The sequence below is a fragment of the Mesorhizobium dulcispinae genome, from assembly GCF_033977345.1.
Classification (GTDB): Bacteria; Pseudomonadota; Alphaproteobacteria; order Rhizobiales; family Rhizobiaceae; genus Mesorhizobium; species Mesorhizobium dulcispinae.
The window spans coordinates 164,849-180,753 of the sequence record NZ_JAVIIY010000001.1 but is presented as its reverse complement, the minus strand read 5'-3'; the positions used below and the strand labels follow the sequence as shown (position 1 = coordinate 180,753).

Annotated in this window: 14 protein-coding genes; 1 reads left to right on the top strand and 13 read right to left on the bottom strand. The window is 66.2% G+C overall.

Features of this window, described 5'->3' with window-relative positions:
- Position 1: 1 nt before the first annotated feature.
- The 12 genes from RFN30_RS00815 to RFN30_RS00760 all read right to left on the bottom strand — a co-directional run bounded on the left by RFN30_RS00815 (position 2) and on the right by RFN30_RS00760 (position 14,407).
- Positions 2-1,081 (bottom strand): ATP-binding protein, encoded by a 1,080-nt coding sequence (locus tag RFN30_RS00815; RefSeq protein ID WP_320260243.1) that lies wholly within the window; start codon positions 1,079-1,081, stop codon positions 2-4.
- Positions 1,082-1,100: 19 nt separating this feature from the next.
- Positions 1,101-2,543, bottom strand: coding sequence for a DUF5691 domain-containing protein (locus RFN30_RS00810; protein ID WP_320260242.1), 1,443 nt, complete (start codon positions 2,541-2,543; stop codon positions 1,101-1,103).
- On the bottom strand, positions 2,540-3,928 hold the full coding sequence (locus tag RFN30_RS00805) for an SWIM zinc finger family protein (RefSeq protein WP_320260241.1): 1,389 nt from the start codon (positions 3,926-3,928) through the stop codon (positions 2,540-2,542). The genes RFN30_RS00810 and RFN30_RS00805 overlap by 4 nt, the downstream gene beginning before the upstream one ends.
- Positions 3,929-4,073: 145 nt before the next feature.
- Entirely contained in the window at positions 4,074-4,787 is a 714-nt protein-coding gene (locus tag RFN30_RS00800) for an ABC transporter ATP-binding protein (protein WP_320260240.1), read from the bottom strand.
- Complete coding sequence (locus tag RFN30_RS00795; RefSeq protein ID WP_320260239.1) at positions 4,784-6,502, bottom strand: branched-chain amino acid ABC transporter ATP-binding protein/permease; 1,719 nt, start codon at positions 6,500-6,502, stop codon at positions 4,784-4,786. Before RFN30_RS00795 ends, RFN30_RS00800 begins: the two co-directional genes overlap by 4 nt.
- Positions 6,489-7,358, bottom strand: coding sequence for a branched-chain amino acid ABC transporter permease (locus RFN30_RS00790; protein WP_320260238.1), 870 nt, complete (start codon positions 7,356-7,358; stop codon positions 6,489-6,491). Before RFN30_RS00790 ends, RFN30_RS00795 begins: the two co-directional genes overlap by 14 nt.
- A gap of 60 nt (positions 7,359-7,418) precedes the next feature.
- Complete coding sequence (locus tag RFN30_RS00785) at positions 7,419-8,603, bottom strand: ABC transporter substrate-binding protein (RefSeq protein ID WP_320260237.1); 1,185 nt, start codon at positions 8,601-8,603, stop codon at positions 7,419-7,421.
- Between the two features lie 37 nt (positions 8,604-8,640).
- Positions 8,641-9,723, bottom strand: a complete 1,083-nt coding sequence (locus RFN30_RS00780) for a CobW family GTP-binding protein (protein ID WP_320260236.1) — start codon at positions 9,721-9,723, stop codon at positions 8,641-8,643.
- Entirely contained in the window at positions 9,710-11,374 is a 1,665-nt protein-coding gene (locus RFN30_RS00775; protein ID WP_320260235.1) for an amidohydrolase, read from the bottom strand. Before RFN30_RS00775 ends, RFN30_RS00780 begins: the two co-directional genes overlap by 14 nt.
- Before the next feature lie 69 nt (positions 11,375-11,443).
- Positions 11,444-12,217 carry an SDR family NAD(P)-dependent oxidoreductase gene (locus tag RFN30_RS00770; protein ID WP_320260234.1) on the bottom strand — a complete coding sequence of 258 codons (774 nt, stop codon included), beginning with the start codon at positions 12,215-12,217 and terminating at the stop codon, positions 11,444-11,446.
- Positions 12,214-13,011, bottom strand: coding sequence for an SDR family oxidoreductase (locus tag RFN30_RS00765; RefSeq protein WP_320260233.1), 798 nt, complete (start codon positions 13,009-13,011; stop codon positions 12,214-12,216). The genes RFN30_RS00770 and RFN30_RS00765 overlap by 4 nt, the downstream gene beginning before the upstream one ends.
- A 4-nt stretch (positions 13,012-13,015) precedes the next feature.
- The gene (locus tag RFN30_RS00760) at positions 13,016-14,407 is read right to left on the bottom strand and encodes a transaminase (protein ID WP_320260232.1); all 1,392 of its coding nucleotides are present in this window, start codon (positions 14,405-14,407) and stop codon (positions 13,016-13,018) included.
- 163 nt (positions 14,408-14,570) lie between these two features.
- On the opposite strand from RFN30_RS00760, the gene RFN30_RS00755 reads away from it, so the two are divergent.
- Entirely contained in the window at positions 14,571-15,317 is a 747-nt protein-coding gene (locus tag RFN30_RS00755) for an IclR family transcriptional regulator (protein ID WP_320260231.1), read from the top strand.
- A gap of 68 nt (positions 15,318-15,385) precedes the next feature.
- Here the strand turns inward: RFN30_RS00755 and gloA2 are convergent, their stop codons facing one another.
- Positions 15,386-15,772, bottom strand: coding sequence for an SMU1112c/YaeR family gloxylase I-like metalloprotein (gene gloA2 / locus RFN30_RS00750; protein WP_320260230.1), 387 nt, complete (start codon positions 15,770-15,772; stop codon positions 15,386-15,388).
- Positions 15,773-15,905: the final 133 nt, after the last annotated feature.

Below are 15,905 nucleotides of genomic sequence, written 5' to 3'. Positions count from 1 at the left end.
CTCAGATCGCCGCATTGAGGGCCGCGTAATAGCCGGCATAGTCCGGCCGCTTCTTCAGCACCGTCTCCAGATATTCCTCCAGCACCACCTTGTCCTGAACCGGATCCTTGACGATCGCGCCGACAAGACTGGGCGCGAGGCCTTCGGCATGGAGCTTGCCGCCGTCGAACCACGCGGCCTGGCTGAGACCGCTGACCATGGTGGCGATCGCCTCTGCGGTGGAGAGCGAGCCCGATGGTGTCTTCAGCGTCACCTTGCCGTCCGAGGTCGCGCCGGAACGCAGCTCGCGGAAGATCGTGAGCACCCGGGCAATCTCCTCGCCGACGTTTTTCGGCACCGGCAGGTCCAGGCCGCCGGCCATCTCGCCGACGCGCCTGGACACGATCGAGACCTCCTCCGCCATGTCCTCCGGCAGCGGCAGCACCACGACATTGAAGCGCCGCTTCAGCGCCGAAGAGAGCTCGTTGACGCCCTTGTCGCGGTTGTTGGCGGTGGCAATGATGTTGAAGCCGCGTTGCGCATAGATCGAGGTGTTCAGCTCCGGCACCGGCATCATCTTTTCGGAAAGCACGGTGATCAGCGTGTCCTGCACGTCGGAGCCCATGCGCGTCAGTTCCTCCAGGCGGCAGAGCTTGCCTTCCTGCATGGCGCGGTAGAGCGGCGTCGGCACCAGCGCATCCTGGCTCGGGCCCTTTGCCAGAAGCTGGGCATAGTTCCAGCCATAGCGGATCTGGTTCTCGTCGGTGCCAGCGGTGCATTGCACGATCAGCGTCGAGTTTCCCATGATGGCGCCGGCGAGATGTTCCGAGACCCAGGATTTCGCCGTTCCGGGAACGCCGAGCAGGAGCAGCGCCCGGTCGGTCGCGAGCGTCGCCACCGCGGTTTCCATCAATTGTCGACGGCCGACATATTTCGGCGTGATGAGCGTGCCGTCGCTCGCCTTGCCGCCCATCAGATATGTGAGCACGGCTTTGGGCGACAGGCTCCAGCCGGCAGGCTTTTGCCGATCATCGTCGCGCGCGAGCGCCTGCAGTTCGGAGGCATAGACCTGTTCGGCCGGGAGGCGGATGGCTGCGTTCATGCGATCTTCTCCGGGTTCATCATCTGTCGGACTTGGAAGGGTTTTCGGCCAGCGCCGCGTTGAGCCGCAGCAGGCTGAGGGATGGAGACGCCGGCGGCAGGCCGGCGGCGACGACCTCGCCGATCAATTTTTCCGCCGTCACCGGATTGGCCAGAAAGCCTATGGCTTCGAGATACTGCTCGGCGCTTCGTTTCGTAACGTCGTTGTCACCCGAGACGGCGGAACGCAGCGCTGAAATCGTCTTACCTTTTGTGAGATCGCCCCACTCCAGCCAGCCTGCGTCCGCGCCTTCGACCAGGTTGAGAGCGGCCAGATTTTGCGCGTCATTCAGGATCTGCCTAATCAGGACACGCTTCCTGCCGCCGTCCAAACGCAACATGAGCTGGAGGACGAGAAGCGCCAGCTTGCCGCCAGCAGCGACAAGTAAATCCGCCAAGCAGGCCACCGCCACATCGCTGCCGGACACCGAGACCATTCGAACGAGAAAGAGATCGGCACTGTCATCGACACCGAACTGCCACGCGCCGATGAAATCGGACTCCGTCTTTCCGAAGTGGGAAGCGAGATCGCGGAAGTAACAGGATACGAACAAGTCGGCGCGGCGTGCTTGTTGCGCAGGCGACTTGATTTTTATCGGTGCGTAGGTGGTGCGGCGGCGGATGAAGCCGGATTTGCCTTCTTCGATGAAAGCGGCGAGCTCCGCTGTCGGATCGTCCGTCCCGCCATCAATTGGTCCCCGCTCTCCCAATCTCGCCAGCAGCCGCCCTGCCATTTCGCGCACCTTGCCGGAACGATCTGCCGAGAGGCTCTTCAGGAACGGCACGTCATCGGCGCCCAGGCCGAAGCGCATGAGTTCGATGAGTGCAAGCCTTACCTCCGCCGGCTCGCTTGCCCCTTTTGTCTCGATAAGAGTCCGCGCCAAAGCAGGCATGGTGCGCCTCAGATCAACCAAAGCGGTACGGCGGGCGGCGGGATAGAAATCATCCCAGGTTTCCGCCGTCAGATGCTCGCGTCGGGACTGTTTTTCGCCATCCGCGCCTGCCTGCCAGTCGACCCAGGGCGCATAGACGTCAGGACTTTCCTGATATGACGCGGCCGGCATCCAATCCATCGGATGCAGCACGAAGCCGCGGCTGGCGACAAGCGTGGCTACGCGGGTCTTGAGCCTCGCATCGGCTGCATATTTCAATGCGGCACGCAGCAAAGGCCGCAGCCGTTCGGGGAGCGTCGGCAAGGCCAGCACCGGCAGCGGCGGACGGCGTTTCAAGCTTTTCGGCGCCGCTGGCCGAAGCGCGACATCCAGTGCCTGCGCGGCAATCGCGAGGAGCCGCCGCTCCTGCTCATCGGGACTGGAAGCCGCGGCGACCTCCTTCCACGCGACCGGGGCGATCTCGAACATCGCCCCGCCCGAGATCCAGCCGTCGCGCAATCTCGCCAGCCCTGCCTGCTCGAGCTCGTTCATGACAGGTCGAGCCTCCCGATGCTGCTCTGCGAAGCCAGAAGCTCGAGCCTGGCGCCGTTCCAGAGCGCCGCCGTCGCCGCGAGATCGAGGCCGAGCAAGGTCTGGCTGACGGAGCCGGCGACAGGCAGGGCGATGCCATGCGGATCGCTCGCCGCCTGCCACCACGCGCCGTCCTTCTCATCCAGCGCGATCGCACCCGCCGGCAAGATTATCGGGCAGTCCGAGAGCCACGGCGCGCCATCCTGAAACGCGGCGTAAGCGGCCAGCGGATCGCAGGTGGCATCCGGGGCGAAAGCGGGCCAATTGCCCGGCGCCGCATCGCCCAGCCGTTCCGCGACCAGTGCCCGCAGCGGATTGCGGGACGGATAGAACACCAGCCTCGCCTTGAAGCGATCTCCCGGCGCGAAGGCGCCGGAGCGCCGGCCTGCCGAAGCCGGGAAGAAATCGAGCAGCACGGCAAATCGCGGGGTCGGGCTTTTCAGATCGAGCAGCCAGGTCGCGTGGCTGACCAGGCCGTCGCGGCGGGTCTCGATCTTCTCGCCGAGCACCTCCCAGTCGCTTTCGACCTGGACGGCATCCGGATTGCCGAGGATCTGGTCGCGCGTCTCCGATGTCGAAACCAGGCGTTTCAGTTCGGCATCGTCGGGCGCGGCGCGCCAGGCTTTCGCGAGCACGACCAGCTTGCCGAGCTCGCGGATCGCGGCATCCGGCTTCTCCTCGCTGCGTAGCGCCATCAGCTTCGCGGGCAGTTCGTCGATGCGCCCGGCGAGCGCGGTCGCCTTGAGGTCGACAAGCCGTGCCGCGATGCGGCGGCAGCGCTCGCTGCAAGAGTCGACAAACCCGGCGAGGCCGAGCCGAAGTTGATCGGCAATCCATTGATCGAGCTCATCGAGCGCCGCCGACACTGCGCTGCGCGTGTCTTCGGCGCGCTTGCGCTGCGCCGCCTCGCGGCGTTCGGCAGCCGCGGCGTCCTCGACCGGAGCGCTCTGCTCGGGCCGCTCGGCCTCGTCGATGCTTTTGCCTTCTGAACTCGCTGGCGCCTGCATAGGAGGTTGGCCGGGCTTACGGCGCCGGCCAAGCCAATCATTCACCCATTCCGGCGTCTGATCGACGCGATCGAAGCTGGCGGGCGCCGTGGCGCCGATCCACATCAGCCCGAGGATGTGCTTGCACGGGAACTTTCGCGACGGGCAGGTGCATTTATAGCCGTGGTCACGGGTGTCGAATGCCACACGATAGGGATTCGATCCGGAACCCTGACATTCGCCCCAGATGAGGCCGAACTGTTCGTTCGTCTCGAGGCGAGGCCAGTTCGACCGCTTGGTCAGCTTGGCGGCGGCGCCCAGCGAGGCCTGGTCAGGAGCAAGCGCCTCGATTGTTTTCAAATCCAGCTGCAAGCCGCGCGCCCCTCATGACCCCGAAGCATGATGTCGCGACGATTGATAGCCGTTTGCGGCGCGCCGGTGTAGCTCCAGCCGCTGCAAAATTGGCGCCTTGTCTAATGTTCCGTTGTTCTCCTGACAGTACCGGTCAGACCGGCACCGATGTTTCGGCTCCGCCGAGATAGAGGCGGTGCAACTCATCCGGCGATTGGCGGAGCTTCGCGCAGTCGCCGTCATAGACGACGCGGCCGCGGCGCATGACATAGGCGCGGTTGCCGATCGAAAGCGCAAGTGCTGCGAACTGCTCGACCAGAAGCACCGCCAGGCCATCGTCGGCGAGCTTGCGCACCGCCGTCATCAGTCGCGTGACGATGACGGGCGCCAGGCCGGCCGACATCTCGTCGATCAGCAGCACCTTCGGCCGGGTGAGAAGCGCGCGCGCGATGACTAGCATCTGCTGTTCGCCGCCGGAAAGCAGGCTTGCCTTCACCGCGCGGCGCTGCAGCAGCTCGGGAAAGAGCGCATAGGCCTCCTCGATGTCGGCGCTCGGATGCAGGCTGACGCGCAGGTTCTCTTCGGTCGTCAGCTGGCGGAAGACGGTGCGACCCTGTTCGACATGCGCAAGGCCTTCGCGCGAGCGGACGCCAGGCCGCGCGTTCTGCAGCTCGCGGCCGTCGATGACGATGGTGCCGCCGGCAACCGGGATGATGCCCGACAGGCCCTCGAGCAGCGTCGTCTTGCCGGCCCCGTTAGCGCCGAGCACGACGCTGATCGCGCCGCTCTCGGCGACGAGGTCGACCGAAGAGACGACCGGCAGCTCGGCGCGGTTGATCGACAGATTGGAAACGACGAGCCTGCTCATGCCGCCACGCTCTCTTCCTCGATGCCGAGATAGGCTTTCTTGACCGCGCGCTCGCCCAGCACCTTGGCCGGCGGACCGGAGGCGATCACCTGGCCGAAATCGAGCACGGTGACGTCCGAACAGACGGCCCGCACCAAATCCATGTCGTGCTCAACCAAAAGCACCGCCGAGCCGAACAGTTTCGGGATCTCGGCGATGCGCCGGCCAAGGCGAAGCGTCTCCTCATGCGACTGGCCGGCGGCGGGCTCGTCGAGCAGGACCACGGCGGGCCGAGCTGCGACGACGCCGGCGACATCGAGCAGCCGCCTGGTGCCGGCATCGACGGAGGCCACAAGCGTGTCGGGATGCGGGCAATCGAGCCAGTCGAGCACCGCTTTGGTCTCGCTTGCCGACAGGCCTTTGGCCGCGAGCGCCAGATAGCCGCCGACGGTGAGCTCCGGCGCGATGCGGTTGGTCTGCCAGGTGCGACGCACGCCCTGGCGGGCGCGCAGGTGCGCCGGCACGCCTTCGAGCGGCTTGCCTCCCAACCGGACGCTGCCCTGATAGGACGACAGGAAGCCGGCGACCGCATCGATGAAGGTCGACTTGCCGGCGCCGTTCGGGCCGATCAGCCCGGCCACCGTGCCGGCCGCAATCGTCAGGCCGACATTGTTCAGCGCGACGACACTGCCGTAGCGAACGGTGAGCCCCTCGATGGCGAGCGCCGGTCCGGCGGCACGCTCGACAGGCGCCGGCAATTCCGAGGCAGATGCGACGGCGGCTTTCGGCGCACGGCTCGGCAGCAGCTTGCGGAACTGGCGCCGGAAAGTCTCGCTCATCGTCTCGCCGGTCGACAGCGCCTGGGTGGCGCCGATGGCGAACAGCACGTTGCCGATGTCCTGCGGCCAGTCGAGCCGGCGCAGGATCTCCGGGAACATGACGACGAGCAGGCCGCCGATGATCGCGCCCTCGGCGAAATGCGCGCCGGTCATCACCGAGACGGCATAGAGCGAGAGCGACTGCATCATGCTGAAATTCTCGGCAACCAGCGTGCCGAGATAACCGGCGAGCAGGCCCCCGGAGATGCCGGCGACGAAGGCGCTGATGGCGAAGGCCGAGAGCTTGGCGGTGGCGATGCTGACGCCATGCGCGGCTGCAGCGCGCTCGGAGTGGCGGACGGCCAGCCAGGAGGCGCCGAGCCGCGAGCGGCTAATGAATTCCAACGCCACCGCGATCGCCAAATAGAAGATCAGCACGAAGACGAAATAGCCCTCGTCGCTGTCGAACACTTCCGGCCGGGGCACCTGCAGGAAGTCGGTCTGGCCGGGATAGGTCATGGTGGCCAGGATGGTGTCGAAAGCGGTGGCGAAGGACAGCGTGACGATGGCGAGGTTGATGCCGCGCAGCCTCAGCGCCGGCAGGCCGATGGCGATGCCGAGCGGCACCGCCGCCAGGCCGCCGATCAAAATCCAGACCGCCAACCCGCCCGGCGCCTCGGCGAGGTTGAGATAGCCGACCGTCCAGGCGCCGACGCCGGCGAACGACATCTGGCAGAGCGCGATCATGCCGGTGCGACCGGCGACGAGGCCGAGGCTCTGCAAAGCGACGCCGGTGATCAGCACCGAGGTTGCAAGGAACACCCAATAGGACGGCAAGAGCCCGGCATAAGCGACGCCGCCGGCGACGAGCGCCACGACGATAAGGGTCAACGAGGCTCTCAAGCTAGCGCGCTTCATCCCAACGGGCCTCCCGCTGCGACCAGAGAAGAACGGCAAGCACCACCAGGAACGGAATGGCGCTACGGTACTGGCTGATGCTGTCGATTGAGCTTGCCAGCCCCTCGACAACGCCGAGCGCGATGCCGCCGGCAAGCGTCCACCAGAAGCTGCGGAAGACGCCGACGAGCGCCGCGGCCAGTGCCGGCACCACAAGCAGGCTCAGCGTCATGAAGTTCGGCGAGCGCTGCGGCGCGATGATCATCAGCGCGAAAGTGGTAAAGGCGCCGGTCATGCCCCACACCAGCAGCGACAGGAGCTGCACGCGCACGCCGAGCAGCTCGGCGGCCATCGGCCGGTCGGCCAGCGCGCGCAAATTGAGGCCGACCTTGGTCCTGTGGAGGAAGAGGTCGGAGAGGATGGTGAACAGCACCGCCAGCCCGATGGTCAGCACCGAGGCGATGGTCACCTCGACTCCGGCGAGGCGAAATGCCGAACCCGGGAAAAGTTCCGGCATGTTGTGCGGATGCTGGCCGCCGGTGAGGCGCAGCCCGACGGCGATCAGGCCGACGAGCAGCGCCACGGTCACCGCCGCCTTGGTCGAGGCGCTCGCCTCGCCGAACCATCTCGTCATGATGTAGCCGACAGTAACGCCGGTCAGCGTGCCGGCCGCGATGCCCGCCAGCACCGAAGGCCAGATCGGGAAGCCGGCTTCATAGAGCGCGATCAGCGCGAAGGTTCCGGCGGTGCCGATCGCGGCCCCGGTAAAGTTCACCACCGCGACGAGTCGATAGGTGAAGACGGCGCAGACGCCGAGAAGGGCATAAGTGCCCCCGGCCGTCAGCCCCGCCACAGCGGATGTGAGCAATGCGTTCATCTGTTGTCCCGATCCGAAGGACGGCACGGCCGAGCCGCGCCGTCCAATTTTAAGCGACCATCACTTGGCCTGCGGCAGCACGAGCCAATCCGGCGTCTCGACCTTCCAGGCGCCACTTTCGAGCTTCATCACCTTGGTGGCCTGCATCGGCGAATGCGTCTTGGCCTTGCCGAAGACGTAAGGCGAGCCGGCGAGCGGGTTGGTGAGCGGCTGCATGTCGTGCAGCGCCTTGGCGACGCTTTCGCGCGTGACCTCGCCGTCGATCGAAGCGACCGCCTTGAGGAACAGCTCGGCGGCCAGGTAGCCGCCCTGCGAGAAGGCGGTGAGCGGCCGGTTCGCCTTCTGCATGTCGGCAATCCACTCAGCGTTCGCGGCCGAGTTCTTCTCGGTGTAGGGCTCCCACTCGGTGCCGACATAGATCGGCTGCTTGGTGTCGGCCAGCGCCTTGGCGACCTGTTCGGTGTAGCCCGGCGCCAGGAACAGCCAGTTGATGCCGCTGATCTTCTGCGCATCGACCGTCTTGATCAGCTGCACCACCTGCGGCTCGACCTGGTTGGTCAGCACCGCATCGCAGCCGGCGTCGCGCGCTTTGATGACATAGGGTGTGAGATCGCCCTGGAAGGGCAGCGTCAGGTCGATCAGATGTATCTTCTGGCCGCTGATCTTCTCCCAGTTCTCGATCGCCTTCTTGTAGGCTTCCTGGGTGCCGCCGATGATGATGAAGAAGGCACAAAGCTTCTTCGTCTTCAGCTCATTGGTGGCGTAGTAGGCCATCGCCGTCGAGAGCGTGTAGGGGCCGACGTTGACCGGGGCGACGTTGGGCGAGGAGAAGCAGGCGGCGTCGACGCCGAGGCCCTGGACCGAGAGGATCTTCTTGCGGCTGTAGGTGGCCGAGTTGACGGCGCAGTCGAGCAGGCTCGCCGAGCCGACCAGCGCCACCGCCTCCTTGTTGTCGATCAGGTCGCGCGCGGCTTGTGCCGCGACCGCTGGATCGGCCTTGTCGTCGGCGATGGTGTAGTCGATCTTGCAGCCATTGATGCCGCCGGCGGCGTTGACCGCATCGAAGGCGGCCTGCGTCGCCTTCGGCACTTCCGAGAAATCGGCCGGGCCGGTAACGGTCGACACGGCGCCGACCTTGATCGCGCCATCCTTGCAGGTCGGGCCGGCGGCCGAAGCCGTGCCGGCCATGGCGGCAAGGCCGATGCCGGCAATAGCCGCTGCGAGCAGTTTCGATTTCCAATGCATGTTTTGCTCTCCCATTTTTGTCACCATGTTTTTCGGTTCAGGCGGCGGCGAGCACCGGCGGGGCGATGCTGGCGGCATCGATGGCGGCGAACTTCACCAGCGTGCGGGCGATGGTCTCGCGCTCGATGTTGCGGACGATGAACACCAGCCGGGTGCGGCGGTCGGCGGTCGGCCAGCGGTCGAGCCGCGCCGGCGGATGGAAGACGTGCTGCACGCCATGCAGGACGAGCGGCCGCTCCGGCTCCTCCCAGACCTGGACGATGCCCTTGAAGCGAAGCAGGTCCTCGCCCTTCAGCGCCGCGACATAGTCGAGCCAGCGGGCGAAGGCGTCCCACTCCACCGGCTTGTCGATGACGAAGCTGAAGGACTGGATGCCATGATGCGCGTCGTGATGATCGTGGTGGTGGCAGTCCGGCCCGCAATCATCGTCGTGATGCTCAACGGCTCCGAGCCGCGCGGCGATACGGGTAACGTCCGCGCCAGCATCGGTGGACAAGCCTGCCAACAACTCTAGGTCAGTCTCGCCGTTGCGGGCAACGATCTGCTCGACCGCCGGCGCGAGATGCTCAAGCCGATGCCGCAACGCGCCAAGTGCTTGTGCCGACACAAGATCGGTCTTGGTGATCAGCAGGCGGTCGGCGACCGCGACCTGCTTGGCGGGTTCCGGGTGACGGTCGAGCGTCGCCGCGCCGTTGACAGCGTCGACCGTGGTGACGACACCGCCGATACGAAAGCGATCCATCAACTCAGCTTCAGCCATCAGCGTGTGCAGGATCGGCGCCGGATCGGCGAGCCCTGTCGTTTCGATGATGACTTGCGAGAGCGGCGGCGTTTCGCCGGCCTGGCTCTTGCGGTCGAGTTCCTTCAGCGTAGTGACCAGATCGCCGCGCACGGTGCAGCAGACGCAGCCATTGTCGAGCAGCGTGAACTGCTCTTCGCTCGCCTCGATCAGCAGATGGTCTAGCCCGACCGCGCCGAACTCGTTGACGATGACGGCGGCGCCCGCCAGCGATGGCTTGCGCAGCAGGCGGTTCAACACCGTCGTCTTGCCGCTGCCGAGGAAGCCGGTGAGCACCGTCACCGGGACCCTGGTGTCGCTTGGGAGATCAGGCGCGCTCATAGACCACCCTCCCCTCGAAATACGTCGTCAGCACCTTGGTGTCGGCGAGGTCTTCGGCCGGCGTCTCCAGCACGTTGCGGTCGAGCACGATCAGGTCGGCGGATTTGCCGATCTCGATCGAGCCGACGGTGTCGGCCAGGCCGATGGCCCGCGCCGAATTGATGGTGAAGATCTCGAGCGCCGTGGCGACATCGATCGCCTGCTCCGGCCAAAGCGACGCACCCGGAAATTCGCCGCTCGGGTTGCGGCGCGTCACCAGCCCCTCGATGCCGTCCCACGGATCGGGGTTGGGCATCACCGGCCAGTCGGAGCCGCCGGCAAGCAGCGCGCCGGCGGCGAGCAGATCCTTGTTCGGCCAGAAGCGCAGCGCGCGCGCCTCGCCCATGGTCTGCTTGTGGCCTTCGAGGAAACTCGTCGGATACCACAGAAACGGCGAGAGATCGGCGACGACGCCGAGCTCGGCGAAGCGGGCGATGTCGTCGGGCGCGATGTAGCTCGCATGCGCGATGTGATGCTTGAGTTTGGTCGGACCGTTGAAGGAGTGCACGACATCGATCGCGTCCAACGCCTGGCTGACGGCGGCATCGCCGGCGCAATGGATTTTTACGCCGAGGCCGAGCTTCTCGCATTTGCCGACCCAGCGGATCAGCTCCGGCACGGTGACGATGGTCGAGCCGCGGAAGCAGCAGCCGAGCACGGGATCCTTGGTGTAGGGCTCGTGGAAGGCGGCGGTGCGGGCGCCCGGCACGCCGTCGAGGAAGATCTTCACGAAATCCGGCCTCGCATGGGCGCCGCGATACTGCTCGCGCAAGGCGATCAGCTCGTCACCGGCGATGCCGAACATGAAGGACGGCTCGACCGCGGGCATGGCCGACACTGACCAGGCGGTAAGCTCGCCGCGATCGTCGAGGCCTTTCAGCGCCGCCAGGATCGGCTGCATGGCGGCGGCGTCTAGGAAAGCCGTGACGCCATAGGAATTGAGCGTCGCGATCGAGCGCGCCATCGCCGCGCGATCCATCTCCTGCGTGTAGTGGCCGGATTGCGCGACGGTGCGCTCGACGATGCCGGCAGCGGATTCGATCATCATGCCGGTCAGCGCGCCGGTCGCCGCATCGCGGCCGATCGAGCCTTTTTCCGGGTCCACCGAGGAGGCAGAAAGGCCGGCGAGAGCGAGCGCCTGCGAATTGACCCAGCGGTTGTGATAGGTGTCGTCGCGCAGCATGACCGGCCGGCCCTGGCTCACCTGGTCGAGCGCGGCCAGCGCCTCCAGTTGGTTCAGCTTCGGCAAAAGGTCGCTGCCCCACTGGCCGCCGATGATCCATGATCCTTCCGGCGCCTTGGCCGCCGCCTCGCCGACGCGCGCGATCAGCGTCTCGAAGCTCGCCGTCGGCGGGAAGCGCAATTCGAAGAGCTCGGCCTGGCCGCCCATCATCAGATGCGTATGCACGTCGACGATGCCCGGCATCATCATGGCGCCCTTGAGATCGACGACGCGCGTGGAGGACCCTGTCAGCGCATCAACGTCGCCCGCCTCGCCGACGGCGACGATGCGGCCACCCTTGACGGCGACGGCCGAGGCCCAGGGCCGCTTGCGGTCGAGCGTATAGATGCGGCCATTGGTGAAAACCAGATCGGCGCTTCTGTCCGGCATTCTCTCTTCTCCTCCTCTCCCTTCGACCGGCGCCCTCACGCTGGCCGAACGGACTGACTTCAGATCACGTCACACCGCCCTGTTCTGTGTCGGCGCGCGGCCGCCGCCATCCGCCACCAACACCGCGCCGGTGACGAAGGACGCTTCGTCGGACGCGAGGAACAGGCAGCAGGAGGCGATCTCTTCGGGTTCGGCGACGCGGCGCAGCGCGATGCGGTTGGTCAGCGCCGCGAACTCCTCTTCGGGCGTCGAGCCGTTGGCGCTTGCGGCCACTTTCATTTCGTAGACGCTCATCGGCGTGCGCACCCAGCCGGGCGCCACCGCATTGGCGCGAATGCCGTCCGGGCCATGCGCGAAGGCGAGCGAGCGCGTGTAGGAGACGAGTGCCGCCTTGCTCGCCGAATAGGCGGCGTTCTGGCCGCTGGCATTGAAGGCGCCGACCGAGGCGATGTTGACGATCGCGCCGCCGCGCTCCTTGAGCAGCGGCAATGCCGCCCGGCAGACCATCATCGAACCGGTCACGTTGACGGCAAAACTCTTCGCCCAGGTCTCGTCGCTCAGCGTCTCCGGCTCGTCGAGGATCATCACGCCGGCGGCGTTGACGACGATGTCGAGCCGGCCGTCGCAGGCATCGATGGCGCGGGCAATGTCACCGGCATCCGTGATGTCGCCGCGCACCGCGATGCCGCCGCTTGCTTTCGCCGCCTCATCCAGCACGCCCGCGCCATGGCCGAAAGCGACGACCCTGGCGCCGTGGCGGCCGAACAGCTCGGCGGTGGCGCGGCCCATGCCGGTGGCCGCCCCCGTGACCAGCGCCTTGCGGCCTTCGAGGCGCCGGCTCATGCCAGCCCCCAGTGCCGTTCGACGGCATAGCCGGTTTCGGGCAAGGTCGAGCCGCCGTCGACGACGATGGTCTGGCCTGTTAAGTATTTCGCCTGCTCAGAGGCGAGATAGAGCATGGCGTAGGCGATGTCGTCGGCCTCGCCGAGTTGACCCGTCGGAATGAATTGTCCGAGCCGGTCCGCCACCTCCGGCTTGCTCATCGTGCCGCGGCCGGGCTTGGCGATGAAGCCGGGCTCGACGCCGTTGACGGTGATGCCGTCGCGCGCGAACTCGAAGGCGGCACCCCGGATGAAGGCGTTGACGCCGGCCTTGGCCGCCGAATAGTGCGCGCCGCCCGCCATGGCGACGCGCGCCGAAACCGACGAGGTAACGAGGATGCGGCCGAAGCCGTTGGCGCGCATCGCTGGAGCGGCCGCCTGCGCCAGCCAGAAACAGGCTTTCAGGTTGACCGCCAGCGCCTCTTCGAGCTTGTCCTCGTCGAGCTCCTCGACCGAGGCCCAGGGACAGCCGCCGGCATTGTGGACGACGATGTCGAGCTGGCCTGCCTTGTGCGCGACATCGCTAACGAGAGCATGCAGCGCCACGCGGTCGAGGCCGGCAAGATGAACGGCGCGCGCGGACAAGCCGCGCGCCGAGAGATCCGCCGCGAGCGCCTCGGCGACATCGAGTGTGCGGTTGGCGATGACCACCAAGGCTCCGGCCTCGGCGAAGCGCGTGACGATGGCAGCACCAATGCCGCGACCGCCGCCGGTCACCAGCGCCACCTTGCCCGTGAGGTCGAACGGGTTCGCCATTGTCTCAGACGACGCCCGCGCCGCGGACGAGATCGACGAAGCGGCCGAAGACCTCGGTGTGGCGATCGACATCGGCCGGCGAGGTTGCCGGGCACATCAGGAACATGGTGTGGAACGGCGTCACCAAGATGCCTTCGTTCATATAGAAGGCGTGCAAGAGCGTCTCGAGGTCGCCGCGCCGGCCGGCAATAACGTCGGCGCCGCTGCGCGGCGGCTTGGGCATGAACATGATCTCGGAGCGGGCGCCGACCTGCGTCACATGCCACGGCAAATTGTTGGTTCGGATGATGCCCCAGGCGGCGTCGGCAAGCCTTGTGGCGTTGGCGATCATGAGTTCGAAATTGGCCGGCGTCAGCACCTCCTCCAGCACCGCGCGCATGGTGGCGACGGTCAGCGCATTGCCGGCGAGCGTGCCGCCGATGCCGAGATGCGCCGACTGGCGCACGCGCGGGTTTACCATCGGCACGATCTTCCAAAGCCGCTCGGCGATTTCCTGCGAAACGCCGAAGATACCGGCCGGAATGCCGCCGGCGATCGCCTTGCCGGCAACCAGAATGTCCGGCTCCAGCCCATGCAGCGCGGTATAGCCGCCGGGGCCGCTGGATATGGTGTGCGTCTCGTCGATGATCAGCACCGTGCCGGTGCGGCAGGTGATCTCGCGCAGTGCCAGGTGAAAGCCTTCGGCAACCGGGATCATGCCGAAATTGGTCATCAGCGGCTCGGTCAGCACGCAGGCGACATCACCATGCGAAAGCGCTTCCTTGAGCGCCGCGACATCGTTGAACTCGATCACCCTCGAGACGGCGGAATGGTCGACGCCGTTCGGATGGATCATGTTGCGCATGCCGACCTTGCCGTCGCGGATCTCGACATGTGCCTCCTCGACGCCGCCGTGATAGCAGCCGGAGAAGACCAGCACCTTGTCGCGCCCGGTGATCATGCGCGCGATGCGGATGGCGCCGCGATTGGCGTCGGTGGCCGAGGTGGTCAGCGTCCAGTAAGGCAGGCCGAAGCGGCGCGTAAGCTCTTCGCCGACCTGGAGGCTGTCCTCGGTGGGCAGCATCATCGTCGTGCCGTTCTGCAACTGGTGGAGCGCGGCGCGCGTCACCGCTTCCGGCGCGTGGCCGCACATGCCGCCGGTGTCGCCGAGCGCGAAATCGACATAGTCGTGGCCGTCGATATCTCGAATATGCGCACCGCGCGCCGAGGCGGCGTAGACCGGGAAGCCGCCGGCCCAGCGCCGCATCCAGTGCGACGGTCCGCCATAGAGGAAGTGCTTCTTGCCCTCTTCCCATGCCGCCGCCGAGCGCGGATGCATGTCGAGGAAGCGCGCCTGCTCGCGGTCGAGCAGGTCTTCGACCGTTGCCGATTGCAAATCGTTTCTGGTGGCGGCCATCACGGCGCTGAACTCTCCCTGGCGCGCAAAAATTTTGTGGCGCGTCGCTGTTCCCGAGACGGTTCACTATTTGAACCAGTGTTTTGTATGTTAAAGACACACTGCAGACTGGATCGCCAGCTGTCAAGTTAATTCACATGCGAAGTATCTTGGAGAATGCACTATGAGCACGGTGGGCAAAGCGGCGTCGCTGCTGGAGCTGTTCACGCTTCGAGAGCCGGAGATCGGGCTCTCCGACCTCGCCCGCCGCGCCGGCCTCGACAAGGCCACCGCCAGGCGCCTCCTGATGGCGCTCGCCGCCCATCGGCTGATCGAGCAGGAGCCGCATAGCCGCCGCTACCGGCTGGGCGCCGGCCTGTCGCGGCTGGCGCGCATCCGCGACGCGCATTTCCCGTTCGTGCGCGTGGCGGCGCCGGTCATCCGCGAGCTCGCGCTGGAAACCGGCGAGACCGTGCATCTGTCGGAGTTCAGCGCCGGCGCGCTGCTCACCGTGCATGTCGAATTGTCGGCCAAGGCCAACCGCGTCAATGTCGATGTCGGCCAGGTGCTGCCGCTGCATGGCACGGCCTCGGGCATCGCCTTCCTCGCCGCCTCGCGCCTGGAAGTGGTCAGCGCCTATCTGGAGAGGCCTTTGCAGGCCTTCACCGCGCATACGATGACAGGGCCGGACACGCTCGCCAAAGCCATCGCGTTCGCTGCCGCAAGCGGCTATTCGCGTAGCTCGCAGGGCTATGAGGAAGGCGTGCACAGCATAGGCGCCGCGATCCTCGGCGCCGACGGCCAGCCGATCGGCACGCTGTCGATCGCCTCTCCCGTCTCGCGTGTCGACGACGCGGTCGCGGCCAGCCAGGGCGAGGCGGCGACCACGGCGGCGCGGCTGATCTCGGCGCGGCTGACCGGCGAAGCATAACTTCATCTCCGCCGTTTCGGCAGGGATGGTTGGGTGCTGCCGACGCCAGACGTTCTCGTTCCTCGCCGTCAAACACCGTCCTGGTAAAGTTCGATCGGGAGTCCATCGGGATCGGCGATGAAGGTAAACAATCGTCCCGTGTAGGGGTCTGTTCGGATTGGCTCCACCTCAATGCCTTGCGAGCGAAGCAGCTCGGCGGTTGCCTCGACCGAGGCGACCGCGAATGCAATATGTCTTAGTCCACAGGCCTCGGGCCTGCTGGGCCGGCTTGGCGGATCTGGGAAACTGAACAACTCGATCTGGATGGGGCCATGACGCAAATCGCACTTCCAGGACTGCCTTTCGGGGCGCCAGTTTTCGACGAGAACGACGAAACCGAGCTTGTTCGTGTAGAACTGCTTGGACATTTCATAGTCACTGCAGATGATTGCGACATGATGGACAGCAAGGAGCATCAAATTGGCCTCACGTAGGGATCGATAACGGCGACGCAGCAGAGTCGCATCGGGTATGCCTTTGGCGCAACCAGGTACCGACACCGGCTTCGAGCGGCCGGAGAACGTACGGAGTCCCGGCCGCTTGCCAGGA

What these genes read in the sequence shown, in the direction of transcription:
- RFN30_RS00765 (WP_320260233.1), bottom strand. Translation starts at nt 13,011, where the DNA reads ATGGCGAACCCGTTCGACCTCACGGGCAAGGTGGCGCTGGTGACCGGC.
- RFN30_RS00770 (WP_320260234.1), bottom strand. Translation starts at nt 12,217, where the DNA reads ATGAGCCGGCGCCTCGAAGGCCGCAAGGCGCTGGTCACGGGGGCGGCC.
- RFN30_RS00755 (WP_320260231.1), top strand. Translation starts at nt 14,571, where the DNA reads ATGAGCACGGTGGGCAAAGCGGCGTCGCTGCTGGAGCTGTTCACGCTT.
- RFN30_RS00790 (WP_320260238.1), bottom strand. Translation starts at nt 7,358, where the DNA reads ATGAACGCATTGCTCACATCCGCTGTGGCGGGGCTGACGGCCGGGGGC.
- RFN30_RS00800 (WP_320260240.1), bottom strand. Translation starts at nt 4,787, where the DNA reads ATGAGCAGGCTCGTCGTTTCCAATCTGTCGATCAACCGCGCCGAGCTG.
- RFN30_RS00780 (WP_320260236.1), bottom strand. Translation starts at nt 9,723, where the DNA reads ATGAGCGCGCCTGATCTCCCAAGCGACACCAGGGTCCCGGTGACGGTG.
- gloA2 (WP_320260230.1), bottom strand. Translation starts at nt 15,772, where the DNA reads ATGCTCCTTGCTGTCCATCATGTCGCAATCATCTGCAGTGACTATGAA.
- RFN30_RS00810 (WP_320260242.1), bottom strand. Translation starts at nt 2,543, where the DNA reads ATGAACGAGCTCGAGCAGGCAGGGCTGGCGAGATTGCGCGACGGCTGG.
- RFN30_RS00775 (WP_320260235.1), bottom strand. Translation starts at nt 11,374, where the DNA reads ATGCCGGACAGAAGCGCCGATCTGGTTTTCACCAATGGCCGCATCTAT.
- RFN30_RS00795 (WP_320260239.1), bottom strand. Translation starts at nt 6,502, where the DNA reads ATGAAGCGCGCTAGCTTGAGAGCCTCGTTGACCCTTATCGTCGTGGCG.
- RFN30_RS00760 (WP_320260232.1), bottom strand. Translation starts at nt 14,407, where the DNA reads ATGGCCGCCACCAGAAACGATTTGCAATCGGCAACGGTCGAAGACCTG.
- RFN30_RS00815 (WP_320260243.1), bottom strand. Translation starts at nt 1,081, where the DNA reads ATGAACGCAGCCATCCGCCTCCCGGCCGAACAGGTCTATGCCTCCGAA.
- RFN30_RS00785 (WP_320260237.1), bottom strand. Translation starts at nt 8,603, where the DNA reads ATGCATTGGAAATCGAAACTGCTCGCAGCGGCTATTGCCGGCATCGGC.